Source organism: Nitrospira sp. NS4 (assembly GCF_049546785.1).
GTDB lineage: Bacteria > Nitrospirota > Nitrospiria > Nitrospirales > Nitrospiraceae > Nitrospira_D.
The window spans coordinates 485,190-502,342 of sequence record NZ_JBMWAN010000001.1; the positions used below are offsets into that span (position 1 = coordinate 485,190).

General features: G+C 60.7%; 12 protein-coding genes. 3 read left to right on the plus strand and 9 right to left on the minus strand.

Annotation, left to right across the window (positions count from 1 at the left end):
• Window positions 1-42 precede the first annotated feature (42 nt).
• A complete protein-coding gene (locus ACO9S2_RS02160) occupies window positions 43-1,269 on the minus strand; it encodes an acetate/propionate family kinase (RefSeq protein WP_423720165.1) in 1,227 nt (408 codons plus the stop codon).
• Window positions 1,270-1,309: 40 nt separating this feature from the next.
• Complete coding sequence (locus ACO9S2_RS02165) at window positions 1,310-2,338, minus strand: class I fructose-bisphosphate aldolase (RefSeq protein WP_423720166.1); 1,029 nt, start codon at window positions 2,336-2,338, stop codon at window positions 1,310-1,312.
• A gap of 518 nt (window positions 2,339-2,856) precedes the next feature.
• Here ACO9S2_RS02165 and pfp point away from each other — a divergent pair.
• Window positions 2,857-4,113 carry a diphosphate--fructose-6-phosphate 1-phosphotransferase gene (gene pfp, locus ACO9S2_RS02170; protein WP_423720168.1) on the plus strand — a complete coding sequence of 419 codons (1,257 nt, stop codon included), beginning with the start codon at window positions 2,857-2,859 and terminating at the stop codon, window positions 4,111-4,113.
• A gap of 118 nt (window positions 4,114-4,231) precedes the next feature.
• Window positions 4,232-5,134 carry an ATP synthase F1 subunit gamma gene (gene atpG / locus ACO9S2_RS02175; RefSeq protein WP_423720170.1) on the plus strand — a complete coding sequence of 301 codons (903 nt, stop codon included), beginning with the start codon at window positions 4,232-4,234 and terminating at the stop codon, window positions 5,132-5,134.
• Here the strand turns inward: atpG and ACO9S2_RS02180 are convergent.
• The 6 genes from ACO9S2_RS02180 to ACO9S2_RS02205 form a co-directional block, all read right to left on the minus strand.
• Complete coding sequence (locus ACO9S2_RS02180) at window positions 5,059-5,412, minus strand: cation:proton antiporter (RefSeq protein WP_423720698.1); 354 nt, start codon at window positions 5,410-5,412, stop codon at window positions 5,059-5,061. The two genes, atpG and ACO9S2_RS02180, sit on opposite strands and share 76 nt — an antisense overlap.
• Window positions 5,413-5,521: 109 nt before the next feature.
• The gene (locus ACO9S2_RS02185; protein WP_423720171.1) at window positions 5,522-6,394 is read right to left on the minus strand and encodes a universal stress protein; all 873 of its coding nucleotides are present in this window, start codon (window positions 6,392-6,394) and stop codon (window positions 5,522-5,524) included.
• Window positions 6,395-6,509: 115 nt separating this feature from the next.
• Complete coding sequence (locus ACO9S2_RS02190; protein WP_423720172.1) at window positions 6,510-8,090, minus strand: efflux transporter outer membrane subunit; 1,581 nt, start codon at window positions 8,088-8,090, stop codon at window positions 6,510-6,512.
• Window position 8,091: 1 nt separating this feature from the next.
• Window positions 8,092-11,361, minus strand: a complete 3,270-nt coding sequence (locus tag ACO9S2_RS02195) for an efflux RND transporter permease subunit (RefSeq protein WP_423720174.1) — start codon at window positions 11,359-11,361, stop codon at window positions 8,092-8,094.
• Between the two features lie 58 nt (window positions 11,362-11,419).
• Window positions 11,420-12,610 (minus strand): efflux RND transporter periplasmic adaptor subunit, encoded by a 1,191-nt coding sequence (locus tag ACO9S2_RS02200; protein WP_423720176.1) that lies wholly within the window; start codon window positions 12,608-12,610, stop codon window positions 11,420-11,422.
• 255 nt (window positions 12,611-12,865) lie between these two features.
• Window positions 12,866-13,309, minus strand: coding sequence for a hypothetical protein (locus ACO9S2_RS02205; RefSeq protein WP_423720178.1), 444 nt, complete (start codon window positions 13,307-13,309; stop codon window positions 12,866-12,868).
• Window positions 13,310-13,942: 633 nt separating this feature from the next.
• On the opposite strand from ACO9S2_RS02205, the gene ACO9S2_RS02210 reads away from it, so the two are divergent.
• Window positions 13,943-15,796, plus strand: coding sequence for an esterase/lipase family protein (locus tag ACO9S2_RS02210; RefSeq protein ID WP_423720180.1), 1,854 nt, complete (start codon window positions 13,943-13,945; stop codon window positions 15,794-15,796).
• 203 nt (window positions 15,797-15,999) lie between these two features.
• Here ACO9S2_RS02210 and ACO9S2_RS02215 read toward each other — a convergent pair whose 3' ends face one another.
• Entirely contained in the window at window positions 16,000-17,046 is a 1,047-nt protein-coding gene (locus ACO9S2_RS02215; protein WP_423720182.1) for a DUF4105 domain-containing protein, read from the minus strand.
• Window positions 17,047-17,153: the final 107 nt, after the last annotated feature.

Here is a 17,153-nt window from a genome sequence, read left to right on the forward strand (position 1 = left end):
CCGGTTATTGCCAGGGCTCAACTTGCATCGAGCGCCGATGGCTTATGACTGCAGACCGTTCACACATCTGACCGTTTCCCTGGCGATCCAGGTTTCCTCATCCGCCGCGACCACATAGGCCGCAAGCGGCGATCCATCCGCGCTGATCTGCGCCGCCCCGCCTGGCGCCAGCCCCACCGCCGCACGATTACGCTCAGGACTGAGCCTCAGGCCGCACCACTCCATCCCATCACAAATCCGCCGCCGAATTTCCGGCGCGTGTTCCCCGATGCCGCCGCCGAACACGAGGGCATCCGCGCCACCCAAGACAGCCAGGTATGCGCCGAGATACTTGCGCACCCGATAGCAGAAGAGCTCGATAGCAAACTCCGCCCGTTGGTCCCGTTCCTGTTCTGCCGCGCGGAGCAACTCCCGCATATCATTCGAGAAACCAGACAACCCGAGAAGGCCTGACCGCTCGTTGAGCCAACGCTCAACTTCAGCCGCCTCCACCCTCTCCCGCCCGGACAGGTAACTGACGATGGAGGCATCCACATCGCCCGAGCGGGTCCCCATCACCAATCCCTCCAACGGCGTGAACCCCATCGAGGTATCGACCGACCGGCCTTGGGCGATCGCCGCGACGGAGCAGCCATTGCCCAACTGCAGGGTGATGAGACGCGCCTGCTCGAGCGGATGTCCCGTGCAGGCCGCGTAGCCATGCGAGAGCGACGCGTGGGCAATCCCGTGAAACCCGTAACGGCGGATGCGGTGCCGGTCAGCCAATTCCGTGGGAAGCGCATACCGTCTGGCCACTTCAGGCATGTTCCGATGAAAAGCCGTGTCGAAAACGGCCACCATCGGAAGCGCAGGGCCCAACAACGCTCTGGCCCCGCGTATCCCTGCAAGACAGGAAGGATTGTGCAACGGCGCCAACTCGGACAATGCGTCGATTCCGGCCTCAACCTCCCCGGTGATCAACGTAGGGGTCACGTACTGCTCTCCTCCATGCACCACCCGATGCCCGACCGCTTCGATCTGGCCGAGTGACCCGGCCAGCCGATCAAACACCTCGCGCAACGCCCCGGCATGGTTGCCGATCTCCAAGGCGGCCGTCGAACGCTCTCCACCCTGCCCGGTCACATCGATCGTTGCGACGCCCCCGATGCCTTTGACGTGGCCCTCGATCAACGCCGGCTGAACCCTCAGAACGCCGCCCGACTCTTCAGCCACGTCCACGAGCCGAAATTTGATCGACGAACTTCCGCTGTTGACGACAAGAACGTGCATGTTGCAGCTGCCGATTAGAGACGGAATCCGCACAGGTTAGTCATCGTGCAACTGCCCCCTCCAGCGCGGCGGTATATCGTCCAAGCGCGGCGGCACCGTTGCACTTGGCCCGATGATAGAACGACTGCTGGCCTGCCTGAAACTGCTCCGCCTTGCCCTGCCACGCCTGCAGCGCCTGGTCCTGAAGCGCCCGACCGTAGGAAAAGCTGACTTTCCAGGGGCGCGGCAGATCCAGCCTATTGATGGCGTTGAGATGCTTGGTCGCGAGGACATCGCTTTGACCGCCGGACAGGAACACGATACCGGGAACCGCGGCCGGAACATGCCGGCGCAGGCAACGCAATGTCGCTGTGGCAACCTCGTCGACCGAAGCCTGGTTCGGACAGGACTTTCCTGAGATGATCATGCTGGGCTTGAGCAGCATCTGCTCCAGGACTATCCGCTGATCGTAGAGCGCGTTGAAGACCGCGTGAAGGACGCAACCGGTCACCTCCTCGCACCGTTCGATCGTATGACCACCGTCCATGAGCACTTCGGGCTCAACGATGGGCACAAGGCCCGCTTCCTGGCACAGTGCCGCATAACGGCCCAGCGCGTGGGCGTTCACGTTGATGCACGTGGAGCTCGGGAGCTGCTCCGTAACCCGAATGACCGCACGCCACTTGGCAAAGCGGGCGCCCAGGCCGTAGTATTCCTTCAGGCGGTCGCGCAACCCGTCCAGCCCTTCCGTAACGGTCTCGTCGGAGGCACCGGCCAGCGGCTTGGCCCCCGTATCCACCTTGATCCCCGGGATGATGCCTTGCTTCGTCAGCACCTCGGTAAGGGGGATGCCGGAGGAGCTGTTCTGACGGATGGTTTCGTCGTATAAGATGGCACCGCTGATGAACTCTCCGGCGCCCGGTGTCGTAAAAAACATTTCGCGATAGGTCCGCCGGCTGTCGGCGGTGGATTCGATGTGGAGCGCGCTCAATCGCTTCGTGACGGTGGGGACCGTTTCGTCTGCCGCCAGGATGCCTTTTCCCTCGGCGACCAGCGCTCTCGCCGTCTGCTCCAGGTCTTGTCTTGCCATCAATGCAAGCTCCTTTTCCCGCAATGCTGATTCAGCCGCCTGACTTCTCCCAGAAGGGACAAACCCAACGACATGTCAGCGAGAATCGTCTGACTACTAGGAACCTGCATCGGCCTTACGGCCATTGCAGAAGGTTCGCCGCCGTTCACGACTCGTTGCCGCTTCACCTGCTAGACGTGTTTGCAAGCTCAATACCTTTCACAAAAGATTGCTAAAACCCACTCCTATCGGTTCGTTTCTTCGCCACGAAACAATCAGATCAAGGTTGGAGCCCTTTCCTGTAGCGATTGGCTACAGGAGGAATTCCGCGGATTGCCCCGATAAGCCCCAATGCCCCCAGCTCATGAAAGCCGTCGTCTCGGTGGAATTACATTGCACTATCCTGATGGCTGAGATGACACGGTCATTTCCTTTTCCCAGGTTCTGGAATGACAGGCATATTCCTCGCATACATCCACGGGAGGGCTCGACGCTCGCCATGCGCTCAATACAATACGGACTGCAAAGGAGAAATCCCGATGGCCGAAACAGTCGCCATATTGGTCGGGGGAGGGCCGGCGCCGGGCATCAACGGAGTGATCAGCGCCGCCACGATCCGGTGTCTCGATGAAGGCAGAAAGGTTCTAGGCATCGAGCAAGGCTTCAAGTGGATCATGCAGGGCGATGTGAGCAAGATCACGCCGCTGACGATCGACCAAGTCAGCCGGCTGCATTTTCGAGGAGGATCGATCCTCAAGACCGCGCGAGCAAACCCGACCAGGAACTCCGCACACGTTACCCAGGTCTTGAAAAGCCTCGAGCAACTCGGCGTCACGGGGCTGATCACGATCGGGGGGGATGACACGTGCTTTTCGGCGCTCACCCTCGAACGGGCCGCACAAGGGCGATTGCGGGTCGTCCACGTTCCGAAGACCATCGATAACGACCTCGATCTTCCGCGAGGCGTGCCCACGTTCGGCTTTCAGACAGCCCGGCACCTCGGCACCTATGCGGTCCAAAGCATCCTGGAGGACGCACGGACCACCTCTCACTGGTTCTTTGTCGTGGCCATGGGGCGCAAGGCCGGCCATCTCGCATTAGGGATCGGCAATGCCGCCGGTGCGACGCTCACGCTGATTCCGGAAGAGTTCCCGGAGCGACCGGTCAGACTCGCGAAGGTCGCCGATATTCTCGCCGGCGCGATGATCAAACGGCTGAGCCAGGGGCATGAAGACGGCGTGGCCGTGCTTGCGGAGGGTCTGGCTGAAATCATGGACCCGGATGATCTCACGGCCCTGGCTTCCGTCGCCCGCGACGACCATGGCCATCCCGCGCTGGCCGATCTCGATCTGGGCCGGGTCTTGAAAGAGGAAGTGCTCAAACGGTTGAAACCCTACGGCATCACCCCGATCATCCGGCTCAAAGATCTCGGCTTTGAATTACGCTGCGCGGATCCCATCCCGTTCGACATGGAGTATTGCCGGGAATTAGGCGCTTGTGCCGCCGAATTCTTGATCGGCGGGGGCAGCGGCGCAATGGTCTCGATCGTCAACGGAGAATTTTCGCCGATGCCCTTCAACACCATTCTCGATCCGCTCACGCAGCGGACGAGAGTGCGAATGGTGGATGTCACTGCCGGGACCTATCGGATCGCCCGGCGCCACATGATTCGCCTGGAGCCCGGCGACTTCGAGCAGAGCGAGCGGCTGACTCGCTGTGCCGCAGTAGTCGGACTGGCAGCTGAGACGTTCCGGGAACGGTTTGCCTCCGTGGTTGCACATGATCAGACCACGTGACCACATTCATGCTATCCACTATGTTGACGTCTTTGACCACCGATGCTAGGCTCCGACGCCTGCTGTCGCTGAGTCACCATGTATAGTCGGCTTCCATGACCACCTTGGAGTAACTAGCATGCCCAGCCTTCAATCCGTCAGACGAAAGATCGCCTCCGTCAAAAAAACGCAGAAAATCACGAAGGCCATGAAAATGGTGGCGGCGGCGAAACTCAAACGCACGCAGAACCGCATTCTCGCAGCACGGCCCTACGCCCTGAAGATGCGGGATACCATCCGCAACCTCAGCCTGAGGGTCAATCGAGACGCTCATCCGTTGCTCCGTAAGCGGGAAGGCGAACACCGTCGCGTGATCGTGACGGTCGTGACGAGCGACCGCGGATTATGCGGAGCGTTTAACGCGAACATTCTCCGCACGGCGGTCACTGCACTGAAGGAACTTGAATCCCGCGGTGTGCAGGTTGAGGTGGCGGTGGTGGGTCGGAAAGGCCGCGACTTTTTCCGGAGACGCGGTTGGACGGTGCGTCGGGAAGTGGTGGACGTCTTCGACAAATTGACGTTCGAGCACGGGATGGTGATGGGAGAAGAGTTCCCGGCGCTCGACGAGTATGTGGCAGGGAGCATCGATGCGGTCTATATCATCTACAATGAGTTCAAATCCGCCATCGCGCAACGGGTGGTTGTCGAACGGCTCCTTCCGATCGACTGGGTCGTTGAAATCACCGATAGGAAGGATCTCGACCAAGCAACCGAGACAGTCCCAGGAGGCTATTTCTACGAACCGAGTGAGGACGAACTGCTTGAGCACCTTCTGCACCGTAACTTCCACGTCCAGGCGTACCGCGTGCTGCTGGAATCTTCGGCCGCCGAGCAAGGCGCACGCATGGCGGCAATGGACGGTGCAACGCGGAACGCGGGTGAACTCATCAAGAACCTGACGACTTACTATAACAAGACCAGACAAGGGGTCATCACCAAGGAACTCATGGATATTGTGGGTGGCGCTGAAGCCCTGAAATAACCCGATCTCTCTGACCGATTGGGCATGCTCTCCGCTCCGTCCATGGCATACCGTCTCAACGACCACGCTCTCCAGAGATCGAGCTCAAGCCCGATCACGAAGAGGAAGAAGACCACTCCGAGTTCCGAGACCTCGCGCATCCGTTCCACCTGCGGCGGACTCAGCACCTGCGACGACCCCAGAATGACTCCGGACAGCAACAGACCAAGCTGCGGGCCCATGCCGAGCCGACGGGCGACGGTAATCATCACGGCGCTGATCGTGAGCAGCACCGTCATAGCCAGGATGAGGTCCGGCAAGGGCAGATAGTGATGCAACGGGTTGCTCCCCGGATGACTGGTTCGAGCGCCTGGTGATCAGGAGCGACGGAGGCGGCGCCGGCTCGACCTATAAGACCGATCCGATGAATCCGCCCGCTGGAACGGCCAGGACCGGACAGGGGGACTGCCGCAGGACGCGCTCGCTATGGCTCCCACGCAGGGCATCCAGAAACCCGTTCCGCCCTTCCGTGCACAGCACGAGGAGGTCCGCTCGGGTTTCTCGGGCGGTCTGGTCGATTACATCAACCACACCGCCGCTTCTGGTGACCTTTTCCCAACGCCAGCCCGCCAGTTCCGGACAGCGGACATCGGGCATCGCACCCTGTTCTCCGACGTGGAGCAGGGTGAAGAGGCCGGAGGGACAACGGAGCCGTGAGGCCATCCGAACCGCGGCCTGAACGGCCGGCTGCGGCGGCGGGTCGGAGGCGACGGGGATCAGGATGTGTTTGAGCGAGATGGAGCCGTCCTTGAGGGAGACGAAGCCGTCCACGCCATTCGGAATGAAGAGCGTCATCTGGCGCGACTTGCGGGCAACCCCCGTCGCAACGGAGCGGTTGAGCCACTGAATCCTCCCTTTCTCCTGATCCGTGGCCAACACGATGAGGTCGGCATTGTGGTTGTCCAGGTAGGCTGTGATGGATTCCACCGGATCCGTGTGGACAGTTTGGACCTTTTCGACCTGGATGCCCAGTTTCGCGACGGCGGATCGTTCGCTGTTTTTCGGCAGCAGGCCCCATCGCTCAAGCGTCTCCCGGACCCGCGGAAAATCCGTCCACTCCTCTCCCCCTTGCGGCGACACATGGAGGATCGTCAGTTTGGCCTCCGCGATCAGCGCCGCGGTCAGTGCGTGGGCGAACGCCGTGTGGCTGGCCGGGCTGAAATCGGTCGGGTGGCACACGGTCTGCAGAACAGGAACAGCGGAAGATTCGACTGTAGGCATACGTCTCCCCACGTGAGATAGTTTATATATACAGCGGCCTGCGCGAGTCCTTTATCACGAATCGCCTGCCCCGCGATGCGCCCCCCGTGATCCCGCCAGCGCCGGCAAGCCTCTATCAACGGGTAATCGCGGCAGGGTCGGGTTGTCCAACACCGGGGGCCACAGGACTGGAAACCAGGCGACGATCGGTTGAACCGTCCGGAGCCCATCCTCCGCCCAACGCCTTATAGAGCTGGACGACCGATTTGAGCTGCGTCCGGCGGGTGCGGGCGAGCCCGAGCTCCGCTTCAAAGAGACTCCGCTGGGCCGTCAAGACATCGAGGTAGCTGGCCCGCCCACCCTGGTACCGCAGATCGGAGAAGCGAAACGCTGATTGCAGAGCCGCTACTTGCTGTTCCTGAGCTGTTCGCTGCTCCCCGGCCTTCTGGACGGCAATGAGTGCGTCTTCGACTTCCTTGAAGGCCGTCAGCACGGTCTTCTTGTACTGAGCCAACGCAGCCTCAGCCTTGGCCTCCGTGACCCTCACCTGATAGCCCAGCGCCGTGGCATTGAGGAGCGGACCGCTCAGGGAAGCCGAGCCGCTAAAGACGGCGAAGGGTCCCGCCGATGCTCCGGACAACTGGAACCCGCCTCCCCCGGCCGAGCCTGTGAGGGCCAATTGCGGAAAGCGGTTCGCCTGGGCGATGCCGATGTTGGCGGTCGCCTCCGCCAGTTTCTGCTCGACTTCCAAAATGTCCGGGCGCCGCTGGAGCAGATCCGACGGGAGGCCCGGGGGAACCGCCGGCGGCATGGGCTGATCGTTGAGACCCAACCCTCTGGACACGACCTCCGGCTTCCGGCCGAGCAGGATGCTGAGCCGATTTTCCGTCTGAACCACTTGCCGCTCAAGATCCGCCAACTGAGCTGCGGTTCCGGCCCGTTCAGCCTCGAACCGATCGAGGTCGAGTTTGGAGACATCCCCATGCCTGTACCGGAGCTCGGACAGCCGAACCGTTTCCTCCCAGGCTCTCAGGGTGCGCCTGGCAACTTCCGCCTCGTAGTCCAGACCGCGCAGGTCGAAGTAGGCCTCGGCCACGTTGCTGACCAAGCCGAGGATCACCGCGCGTTGATGTTCCTCTTGCGACAACAATTGCGCCTGGGCTGCTTCGATAGACCGTCTAAGACGGCCCCACAGATCGGCTTCCCACTTGAGACCGGCAGAGACGCCTTCGTACCCGAGGGTCAGTCCATCACTTTTGCCCCCTGCCGGGACGCCAAGACCGCCGATCGGAATCACGTCGCTGTTCGTGTTACGAAGGCCGAACGCATTTCCCGAATACGACAGCGACGGGGCCAGGTCGAATTTGGCGATCACGAGCTGAGCCCGGAACTCCTCGATGTTGGCTGCGGCGATCCGCAGATCCAGGTTTTCCAGGATTGCAGCGCGCACCAGTTTCTGGAGTTCCTGGTCCTTCAGCAGTTCCCACCAGGGCAGATTGGCGATGGACTCGGCAGTCGCGGCCGTCATACGCCAGGAGTCACCCTTCGGGGGTTCCGGCCTGGTGTAATCGGGGCCCATCTTGCAGGATGACAGCATCAACGCGAGACAGGCGAAGCTCGCGAGAAGCACGGGACGGGCAAGGTATCTTCTTCGCCGTCTCATTCCTGGCAAATCTCGCTCCTTTCGCTGTTCCCGCGCATCTCGCTCACGATCCATCTTATCGCCCTCCTCCCTCCCCCCCGCTCTGCCGTTCGTGGGTCGGGGACAGCGTCGGTTGCGTGACCGGCAGGGACGGATGTCCGTCGCCTGATCGGTCCGGCGCACCGGGAACAGGCCCGCCAGGCATTGGTTTCGCGGGCTGTTCGCCTCGATGCACAAGCGTTTCCACCATGTGGAACGTGACCGGAATGAGGAAGATCCCAATCACGCTCGCGGCCAACATACCGCCGAAGACGGCGAGACCGAGCAGCACTCGTCCGTGCGCGCCGGCTCCCGTGGCGAGCACCAGGGGCACCACCCCGAGAATAAATGCGAACGCGGTCATGAGGATGGGACGGAGCCGCACCCTGGCGGCGGCCAGCGCGGCATCGATCAAGGGCTTCCCTCCCTCATATTCGACCTTTGCGAATTCCACGATGAGGATCGCGTTCTTGGCCGTCAGGCCGATCAGCATCACCAGCCCGATCTGGGTGAACACATCATTCTCGCTGGCCTGAGGAGCCACAAGCTTGAGCAGCCACAAGGCGCCGAACGCGCCGAAGACGGCAACCGGCGTACCGAGGAGCACGCTGAAGGGCAAGGCCCAGCTTTCATATTGCGCGGAGAGGATCAGGAACACAAAGAGCAGGGAGAATCCGAAAATCACGCCGGCCGGCACACCTTCGGCCGCCGCCTTTTCCTGGAACGACATGCCCATGTAATCGAAGCCCATTCCGGCCGGCATCGATTCCGCGAAGATCTCCTCCAAGGCCTTCATCGCCTGGCCGGAACTGTAGCCTGGGGCCAACCCCACAAGGAGCTGCGCGGAACGGTATTCGTTGTAGCGCATCGTGAACTCGGGGCCGTGGAAGGTCTCCATCGTCACAAGCGCGGAAAGCGGGACCATCGCTCCGTCGCTGTTCCGCACATAAAATTGTCCGACGTTTTCCGCTTGAGTGCGGAACTCTCCCTCCGCCTGGACATATACCTGCCAGACGCGACCGAATCGGTTGAAGAAATTGACCATTACCCCGCCCATAAACGACTGGAGCGTCTGGTACACATCGGAGAGACTCACCCCCTGCTTGAGCACCTTATCGCGGTCCACTCTGGCGAACACCTGAGGCACGTCGGGGATGAAGGTGGTATCGATTCTTGCAATCTCCGGACGCGCTTTGGCGGCTTCCATGAACTTCTGGGTATTGTTCGCCAAGAAGGCAATATCCTTCCCGGCCCGGTCTTCCAGAACAAAGGTCACGCCACCGGAGGTGCCGACACCCGGGATGGCGGGCGGCGGAAACAGGAAGGCTTTGGCCTCCGGGAGCCCGCCGAGTCGTTCGTTGACGTTCTTGAAAATCGCGAGGAGCTGTTCCTCCGGTTTCTTGCGCTCTTCCCAGGGTTGGAGCGTGACAAAGAAAAACGCGTTGTAGGTGGTGCTCACCTGGCTCAAAAGGCTGAACCCGACGACGGTCGTCGCATACCGGACGCCAGGCGTGTCTTTCAGGATGGTTTCTATTTGCTTGCACAACTGGTCCGTCCGCTGCAGAGAAGACGCCTCAGGAAGCTGGACGTTCAAATACACATAACCCTGGTCCTCCATCGGGAGGAAGCCGGTCGGCAATTGCGTTCCGAGCCAGCCGGACATGAGGGCAATCGCAAGGAGGAGCAGCATCGAGAGGCCGGCCTTTCGTATCAAGTGGCCGCAGAGACTTACATAGCCATCGGTCGCGCGCCCGAACCATCTATTGAACCAGCCGAAGAAACGTCCCAGCGGGCCTCTCGCCGGTTTCTTCGGCCGGAGCAACAGGGCCGAGAGAGCAGGGCTGAGCGTGAGCGCGTTAAAAGCCGAGATGACCACGGAGAGGGCGATGGTGACGGCAAATTGCTGATACAACCGGCCGGTGATACCGGGAATAAACGCGGTCGGGATGAAGACCGCGGCCAGGATCAGCGCGATGGCCACCACCGGTCCCGAGACCTGCTCCATGGCCTTGAGACTGGCCTCTTTGGGCGACAGGCCCTGTTCGATGTGATGCTCGACTGCCTCGACCACCACGATGGCATCGTCCACGACCAGCCCGATGGCCAGCACGAGGCCGAACAGCGACAGTGTATTGATCGAAAAACCAAGCAACGGGAAGAGCATGAATGTCCCGACCAGCGAGACCGGCACAGCCAGGAGCGGAATGAGGGTCGCCCGCCAGCCCTGGAGGAAGATATAGACGACGATGATCACGAGGACGAGCGCCTCGAAGAGGGTGTGGACGATCTCGTTGATGCCTTCCCGGACTGCCTGGGTGGTATCGAGCGAGGTGACGTAATCCAGGTCACCCGGGAAGCGGGCCTTCATCTCCTCCATCAACTTTGTCGCGGCGTCCATGGTCTGGATCGCGTTGGATCCCGGAAGCTGATAAATGGCGATGATCGCCGATGGTTTCCCGTTCATCCGGCCGATGATGTTATACATCTGCGCGCCCAGTTCGGCCCTGGCCACGTCCTTCAATCGAACCATCGAGCCGTCCGGATTGGCACGGATGACGATATTTCCGAATTCTTCTTCTGTCTCGAGCCGGCCCTGGGCGCGGACACTGTAGGTGAACTCCTGTCCTGGGGGCACCGGCTCGGCGCCGATCTGACCCGCGGGGTTCACGGTGTTCTGGGCCTTAATGGCGTTGGTAATTTCGGTTACCGTGATGCCGAGCTTGGCGAGCTGATCGGGCCGCACCCAGAACCGCATCGCATACTGGCCCGCCCCGAAGATCGTCACCTGGCCGATGCCCGGCACGCGGGTCATGGGATCATTGATGTTCACATAGGCGTAGTTCGCCAGGAAGATCTCGTCGTAGGTGCCGTTCGGTGAATACAATGAGAACAGGGCGAGAGGGCTGGTCGCGGACTTCTTGATCGTGACCCCGAAGTTCCGCACTTCCTGCGGCAACTGAGATTCAGCCTGGGTATAGCGCATCTGGGTCAGGATCTGGTCGTCGTTGGGCCTCGTCTTGATGTCGAAATCCACCCGCAGAGTCATCTGCCCGTTGTTCGCGTTCACCGAGTACATGTAAATCATGTTGTCCACCCCGCTCATCATCTGCTCGATGGGGGTGGCCACCGACTTTTCAAGCGTCACGGCATCGGCCCCCACGTACGTGGCCGCCAGCTGGATTTCCGGGGGAGCGATGTCCGGAAACAGCGCGATCGGCAGCTGAACCATCGCGACGATGCCGAGAATCACCATGATGATCGAAATCACCATTGCGACGATCGGACGATTGATGAAGAATTTGGCCATAGGAATCAGAACACTGTTTCAACGAAGGCCGCGCAGGACCGTCAGATCCGCACCTGCATCACGAGGCCTTTTGATCGGTGGTCTCTTGGAAGGGTTTGGGCTCTACGGTCATGCCGGCTTTGATCTTTTGCAACCCTTCGACGACCACGCGCTCGCCCGGATTCAGTCCCCGGTCGATGATCCAGAGATGGCCGGTTCGCTCCCCGACTTTGACGGGGCGGATCTCGACTGTGTTCTCCGGCGTCACCACCGCGACCTGATAACTCCCTTGCATTTCCGTCACCGCGCGCTGAGGAACCAACAGCGCCTTCTCCCGCGTTCTCGTGACTGCCCGTACGCGAGCGAATTGGCCGGGCCTCAGGAGATTGCCGGGATTGGGGAAGATCGCCGCGACGCGAATGGTGCCGGTCTTGACATCCACCTGGCGATCAACCAGATAAAACCGTCCCTTGTGCGGATAGACTTTGTCGCCTCCCAGGATCAACTCGAGCTCCACTCCGCGGTACTCTTCACCCTTTTCCCGTTCATCGTAGCGTTGCTGAACTTTCTCCGCGGCCGCGAGATATTCCTGCTCGCTGATCGGGAAATAGACCCTGATCGGGTCGACCGTCGACATGGATGTCAGTTCGGTGTTGGCATCGATAAGATCGCCGATCTGAGCCTTGGCGATACCCGCGACCCCGTCGATCGGCGCCACGATCCTGGTCCAACTGAGATTGAGCTTCGCCTGCTCCACCGCGGCCTTGGCGGCGGCGGTCATACCTTGGGCGGCTGCATACGATTGGATGGAATCATCCAGTTCTTTCTGACTGATCGCGCCTTGCTTGGCAAGCGGCGTATCGCGCTCCACATCCAGTCTGGCTTTCAAGAGCTGCGCTCGGGCCTTCGCCAGATCTCCCTCGGCCTGGTTCACTGCCGCCCGGAACTTGCTGGGATCCAACTCGAATAAGAGCGCGCCCTCCTTCACGAACGATCCTTCTGTATAGTGCTGCTTCAGGAGATATCCCGTGACCTGGGCCCGGATGACGGCATTGACGGAGCCGTCGGTGGTCCCGACCCACACGGTATGGATCGGCACATCCTTCTGGACCACTTCCACGACTTGGACTTCTGGTGCGGTTTGGGAGGATGTGGATGAAGCCTCCTGCTTGCAGCCGATACCGGCCGTCGTCAGGAGGCACGCGAGGAACGTTGCCGTGAGCGACTTCATAGCGGCGGAGTATGTCACACGGGCAATTACTTTAGCCATGACGGGACCGGTCGTTCTCACGGTTAGGAACTATGGCCTCCGTTCACGGGAACCGCGCTCTTCGGCATTGAAGCGGGATATCGGCAGCCGCGCGTGCGTTGGCTGCCGGCTCCTGAAGAGTCCGGCAACAGAGGCCTGCTCATTTCCGGTCCTCTTCGCATAGGCATGGATGAAGCCATCCGCCGGACTTTTTCGCTCCTGCGCAGGAAATGAGGACCGCTCCCCCTGCGACAGGTCTAGCTTGATCCCCCCGGCCTACTTCGCTCGTTTCAATTCCGCATGATAGGACTGGCCGTCTTTCCCGATACCGGTAACCAGCAGCACCCGGACTCCTCCCTGTTCGGCAAGCGTAAACGTCAGCGACCTGCCCTCCCCCTCCGTGAGAAGCCGCCCGTCCAGCAACTGCAGATTCCCTGCCCCAAGAAAAGGCGTCCTGATACCAGTCCTGACAAAGGTATAAGTCGCGTAGCTCTCGTGGTTGGTGATGTCTGCCGTGACCCAGGCGCTATCAAAACCCTGTTCGGCCTTGACCCTGCCCTCCCATCGGCCCTCGACATCGTTCAAACGCTCGATCGCGACAGGGATGAACGGCGCAGGAGACCAGAAATCCAACGATGCGCAGCCCACGATCGCCGCGAGACAACTCCCAAGCACACATATGGTGCCGGTCTGCCACGTTGTGCGTCCCCATCGTTCCATAGCATCTCCCTCCTGCCATCCTCCGGTTCATCGACTTGCGCGCCGGCATGTTGCCTCAATCGAGACGGGATCTCTATCAGCGCACATCAGATCCTGTCATAAGCAGTCACTGAACTCCGATCATTCCAGGTCCTCTTCCGATCGCGCCTGATACGAAGAACGGACCTCGACGCGAGCTGTCCGCCAGCAACAATTCCTACTGCCAGGTCCATGCCAGTAGTTCCATTGACATGCGCAGGTCACGGAAGCCGCCGGCCCGGCCTCCCTGAGCCATTGCCTCTTGAGTATCCGTCTTCACGCCGGCCGAAGGAGCCGGGCCAAAACGCAGCGGCGGCGAAAGAGGCCATGCGCTTCTGGGGAATTATGCGACAACACACGATCGAGCTCCTGTAGCGACATGCCTCATAACATGACCAAACCTCACCAAATGAATTTGCCGGAACACTTGAAGGTCGTTCTTCTTCTGGAAATTGCCTGATGGCATCTGTCTTGCGCATGACATAAGGGGCCTCCCAGTCTAAGCGGAACAGGTGCGCGAGGCATCCGGGGTGGACCTATGCCTGCTCATCGGGAGCAACTCATACAGCGGAGCCCATTGGACGTTCGACGGTATAGCCATAACGGAGCGGCGTGATGAGGGGGATCGAACGACAAATGCCGCACACGGCGCTAGCAGTCTGCTTCATTCTGCTCTTGACTGCCTGCGCTTCGCCTGTGGGCGTGAAGCGCTGGAGCCTCGATGAGGCCTACCAGGAGAGCTATGCGAACGCGCTCTCCGCCGACCGCCCCACGTCGTTTACCGTTCAGACGTTGCTTCGGCTCAACCTCTACGAGCGATTCAAGCAGGATCCGGAGAGGGCGCTCGCCGATCTACATCGAGGACTGGCACCGACAGGGGACGAGGCACGTCTTTTCGCGCTGGCGGAACTCTCCATGCTCCATGCCCGCCGCACTGGATCCGCGCCCCATTACCTGGCTGCTGCGGTCTATGCCTATGCCTTGATGGATCCCGACGAGGGCGCGCTCAAGCCGGTTCCGCTCGATCCCCGAAACCGGATCCTCGCGGATATTTATAACGCGGCGCTGGCCAAAGGTTTGCTGGTGAATCGCGACAGCGAGGTGGAGGAAGTCGCATTGCGCGCTGGACCCTACCCGCTGCCGTTCGGTGAACTGGTGATCGAGGCCCCGGAGCAATTCACCTGGGCCGGCTACAAGCTGGATCGATTCTTTCCTGCGGTGCAATTTAATGTGTACGGGCTCCGGAACCGATACCGGCAGCCAGGCGTGGGCGCTCCGCTTATTGCGACTCTCGGCCAGGTGGAAGGAAATACCCAACCAGGCAGTGAATTGATCTTCCCTGCCAGCAAGGTGACCGCAACCGCTTTGCTTCGGCTCAAAGGGGTCCAGCGCCGTCTCGCCGACGGGCATGTTCGTGGAACTCTGGAACTCTATACCCTCGACGGCCAGAGGACCGTGCGCCTCTCCGGTTTCGATGTCCCGCTTGAGTTCGAGTCGACTTCGACCATTGCCTATACGCTCAACGATATGCCGGTCTTTGACTTCGAAATCCGAGGGTTCTTCGGAATTCGGCCACAACTCTTTCGGACCAGGTTGAGCCATCTTGGGACCGTCGAGCCCTACCGGCGAGGGAAGATACCACTTGTGCTCGTACATGGAACAGCGTCGAGCCCTGTCCGGTGGGCTGAACTCATCAACGAACTGATGGCGGATCCCAGGTTCGTGCGACGGTACCAGCTGTGGATCTTCACCTACAACACGGGTGACCCCATTCTCTTCAGCGCCGGGATCTTGCACCAATCGCTTCAAGATGCCGTTCAGATGTTCGATCCGGAAGGTCAGGACCCTGCGCTCCGGCACATGGTGGTGATCGGACATAGCCAAGGGGGCCTTCTGGCCAGGCTCATGACCATCGACAGCGGCACGCGTTTCTGGGATTACGTGAGCAAGAAACCGATTGACGAGGTGGATGTAAAGCCGGAAACCAGGGAGGCGCTTCGCCGGTCGCTCTTTTTTACGCCGCTTCCCTTCGTGTCCGAAGTCATTTTCATGGCCACCCCTCACAGGGGAAGCTATGTCGCTGCCGGAGGAATTGCGCGTTGGCTGGCCAATCTCATCACGCTGCCGGCTTCGATCGTATCGACGGGGCTGGAAGCCGCACAGGTGCTCGAAACGGACGTACTACGAGACATTCCGCGCAGCGTGCAGAGTATGGACCCGGGGCGCCCCTTCACCAAAATCCTGTCCTCGATCCCGATGAATCCGGCTGTCACGCTTCACTCCATCATTGCCGTGTCCGGGAACAAACCGCTGGAAGAGGATGATGACGGGGTCGTGGCCTACCCAAGCGCTCACATGATGGAGGCGGTTTCGGAAAAGGTGATTCAGTCGGGCCATTCTGTCCAGGGGCATCCGGAGGCCATCGAGGAGATACGGCGCATCCTTCTCGATCATTCCCGCGCACAGTGATCCCCTCACGGTACTCTCGTCAGACCTCTTACCCGGTCTTGGGGAGGTTATTCCAATGGGGATATCCTGCATTTCGCAAAACCAGGCGGTGCCGGGACCTCATTCTGAGGCGCGTATCCGCCGGTCCGTCGTCGTATGGACAGCCCGGCGCCACCTCAACCTGACCCTCAACAGGCATTTTCACCCAGACCGGTCGGATCAGGCTAACGAAGGCCAATCCCATCAGGGGGAGGCGGACGGTCAGGAAGTCCGATACGAATCGCCTTCGAGAATTCGGCGCGAGGATCGAGTGTCCGGGCGACCGGGGTGATGGCGCTCTGTTCCCGCAGGTGATTGAACGCGAGGGAACGATTGATGAAGCCCTGCTCGTACAGGCTCTCATCGAGATAGCCGTTCAAAAACATCTTCCAGTGCGGGACGATCGGCAGGCCCAAATCGCGAATATGTAGAACAATCGTGGTCGTACAGTTGTGGGTGAAGGCGTTGTACCAGTCCGGCGTCGTCGCAAGCCGGTTGACCGCAGCCAAGTAGCTCAGGAGCAACGCACGAGCGCGTGCTGGCGGGGGGCGGAGCCGATAGAGGTAGACCTCCTCACCGCGAACATTGGTCCGAAGCCGGATGAGATCCCGTTCATCCGCCACCACGTAATACAACTCGAATTGCCGGAAGAAGCCAAGTACGGCCGAATACTCCTCCCCTGCCTCTTTCCTGGTTTCAATCGAGATCGCGAGGGGTTCTGAGTCTTCAAACTGCCAGCTGAGAATCGTGTGCGCGATGGCTCGCGGCCCCCAATAGGAGAGAAAGAGATCGAGGCCCTGCAGCTTCGCCAGATCGTAGGTGCGGGTTTCCCATCGAGGGGTGTAGTCGGTTTCTGAACGATACTCGAAGTTCCGCACATTGCGCACCGTCAGCCGGTCCCCGCTGATCTCCGCGGTCGGAGACACGGCCACGTCCGGCTGCCAATGCCGGTCGTTGCCCGGAGCGATGTGAAGCCACCATCCAAGGAGAAGCAGGAACAGGAGGAGGCACGTCAGGGCGCCGCGCAGGAAGGGCCTGACGAAAAACAGTAGCCAGGACGAGGTGAGCGCAAACATCGCCGCCAGGAGACCTGCCAGCGGCCGCGAGGATGGGCCGTCTACCCAAAGCGCGGCACACCCCCAGGCGATCACTGCCAGCAGGCCGATGCGGAGGAGGAGCCGCAGAAGCGCAGGACCTCGGGATTCCTTGCTTGTCACGGGTTCTTCAAACATGACCGTGCGAGCCGAGAGCCTGCCGCCTTCCTGTTGATCCGCCGTAGCACGCCGCGACCTTCATACGGAACGTCCTGCCCGCACCAACTCGCGCAGGGAGCAGGAGA